2 protein-coding genes are annotated in these 2,835 nt (G+C 69.5%); one reads left to right on the top strand and one right to left on the bottom strand.

The annotated features are described in order from the left end of the window. On the bottom strand, window positions 1-1,377 hold a 1,377-nt coding region (locus tag GT354_RS02520), incomplete at its 3' end, for a condensation domain-containing protein (protein ID WP_346011806.1). An 882-nt stretch (window positions 1,378-2,259) separates the two neighbouring features. On the opposite strand from GT354_RS02520, the gene GT354_RS02515 reads away from it, so the two are divergent. Then, on the top strand, window positions 2,260-2,835 hold a 576-nt coding region (locus GT354_RS02515), incomplete at its 3' end, for a carbohydrate binding domain-containing protein (protein ID WP_346011807.1).

The following is a 2,835-nucleotide window of genomic DNA, read 5'->3' as shown; positions in this document are numbered from 1 at the left end:
GACGGAATCGCACGGGCCGGCGCCGACCGGTCCCCGGGCGGCGGCGAGTACGTGCCGCTCGTCGGCGGGGGACAGCAGCGGCAGCAGGTGTACGGGGGTCTCGGGGTCGGCGAGCGCGCCCCGGAACAGCGATTCGAAGCGTTCGGCGAGCCCGACCACGGTCGACTCGTCGAACAGCGCGGTGCGGTAGCCGAATACGACGTCGAGGTCGTCGCCGCGCCGCCACACGTCGACGGACAGGTCGAACTTGCCCGCGCGGTGCCCCGGGTCGACGTCCTCGGCGTGGATGCCGGCGAACTCCTTGGTGGAGTCGGTCCCGTCGTCCTGCGTGTGCACGGTGAGCAGCGTCTGGAACAGGGGCGCGGCGGCGGCCGGATCGCGATCCACGCGCAGTTCGCCCAGCAGTTGCTCGAACGGGATCCGGTCGTGGCCGTAGGCGCCCAGCGCGGTCTTGCGGGTACGGCGCAGCAGTTCGGCGAAACTCGGTTCGCCGCTCAGATCGGCGCGCAGGACAAGGGTGTTGGAGAAGTAGCCGATCAGGTCCTCGTGCTCGACCTCGCCGCGTCCGGCGATCGGTACCCCGACCGCGAAGTCCTCCTGGCCGCCGTGGCGGTGCAGTACGGCCTGGTAGCCGGCGAGGACGAGCATGAACGGCGTACAGCGGCGCTCGCGCGCGACGCCGTCGAGCAGCGGTCCGATGCCGGCGAACCGGCGGGTGTGAAATGCCGACGCCGACCCCCGTGCGGCGCCGCGCGGTCGATCCAGCGGGAGTTCGAGCACCGGCACGTCGGCGAGTTGGGCACCCCAGTAGGCGAGGTCTCGCTCGGTGCCCTCGCCGATCTCGCGTTGGCGAGCGGCGTGGTCGGCGAAGGAGGGGAGGGCGGGCAGTTCGACCCGGCGGCCCTTGCGGTGGGCCAGGTAGCGCATGGCCAATTCGCAGCGCATCAGGTTCAGCGACCAGCCGTCGGCGAGGATGTGATGCAGCACGACACACAGCACGTGCTCCTCGGCGCCGAGCCGGACCAGGGTGACCCGCATCGGCGGCGCGATCGCGAGCTCGAACCCGGTGTTGACCCGTTCGTCGAGTATTCGTCTCAGCGCCCGGTCGTCGTGCCCGTCGATGTCGACGAAGTCGATCCGTACCGGGCCGGGGCGCTCCACCACGGCGGTTGGTCGGCCCTCGTCGTCGGGGAAGCGGGTCCGCAGCGCGTCGTGCCGCTCGATCAGCCCGTCGAAGGCCGCCTGTAGGGCGTCCCGGACGAGCACACCGTGCAGCCGAACCACCAGCGGAATGTTGTACGCGGCATCCCCCGGCTCGAACCGGTCGAGAAACCACAGTCGTTCCTGCCCGAAGGAAAGCACCCGCTCGCTGATCACATCCGCCCCCTCGTCACCGTTGCCCGAGGGACACGACACACCGACCGAACGGCCGCGCCGTCATCCCGTTCCCGTGAACCCGGACGCGAACGTCGGATCCCGGCACGGCAGCGCGCCGAGCCGACGTGACGTCGCCCGATCAACCTCGCCCCCGCTTGCGTGCGTCGGCCACGCTAGAAGCGGTAACGGAGGGTGTCAATGGTCTATACCAAACTCCATATTGGTTTAGACCCTTGTGTCGGTTGAGGTGCAAAAGAGTGGCTGTCGGCGCGCCGGTCGCCCATTCCGAAAACCCAACCGGATGTTCCCTACGGGGGAATTCGGGCAAGCCGCGACGGTGCCTCGGAACGCGCATGCCACAGCGGGTGGAACCCCGCCCTTGTCGGCGCTCCGGCGCTTGTGCGTCGGATTCCCGGAGCGATGGCGACGCAGCGGGGCGGGTGGGCGAAGTCGCGGTGGGGCGACCGCAGTCGGGCGATGGCCGGGCCCATCGATCGTCACTGTGTGTGGTTGGTCGATACGCCTTCTGTATATCGGGCCGTGAACACGAGTCGAACGGAATCGGATCCCGCGGAAAACCTTGACACGCTCTATTGGTCTGAACCACTTTGGTCTGGACCAATCAGGCGTGAGTGGGGCGGCCCGCCCGCGTCGGCATTCTCACCACCTCAGTCGGCGCACGTAGCAAAGCGGTTGGCATTCGCACCACGCTCTTGGCATTCGCAGCACGTCCCCAGGCATTCGCACCACGCTCGTCGGCATTCGCACCACGTCCCTTGGCTTTCTCCACGCACGGAGGCAGTAGTGGCACGCGCTTCGCTCGCTCCCCAAAGTCCCCTCCAGGCCCGTCGCAGACATCGCAGCCTTTCCGGTCTGGCGGTGATCACGCTCGCCGGCGCGGGCCTGACCGGGATCGCCGCCGGCACCGCCCAGGCCGCGGACAACCTCGTCACCAACCCCGGCTTCGAGACCGGCCTGTCCGGCTGGACGTGTACCGCCGGCAGCGGCGCGGCCGTCACCACCCCCGCGCACACCGGCACTTCCGCGCTCAAGGCCACCCCGGCCGGCAGCGACAACGCCAGGTGTTCGCAGACCGTCACGGTCCTGCCCAACTCGGCCTACACGCTGAGCGCCTGGGTCCAGGGCAGCTACATCTACCTCGGCGCCACCGGCACCGGCACCAGTGACCCGTCCACGTGGACGCCGAACGCCGGCACCTACCAAAAGCTCCAGACCACGTTCAACACCGGCCCGTCCACGACGTCCGTGACCGTCTACACGCACGGCTGGTACGGACAGCCCGCGTACTACGCCGACGACATCACCCTCGCGGGCCCCGGCGGCAGCACGCAGATTCCCGCCGCCCCCACCGGACTTGCGGCGGGTGCGCCGACGTCGTCGAGTGTGCCGCTGAGCTGGAACGCCGTCCCGGGCGCGACCGGCTACAACGTGTACCGC

Source organism: Streptomyces sp. SID3343 (assembly GCF_009865215.1).
Lineage (GTDB): Bacteria > Actinomycetota > Actinomycetes > Streptomycetales > Streptomycetaceae > Embleya.
Note: the sequence above shows the minus strand (reverse complement) of the source record. Positions and strands in the feature narration are given on the sequence as shown.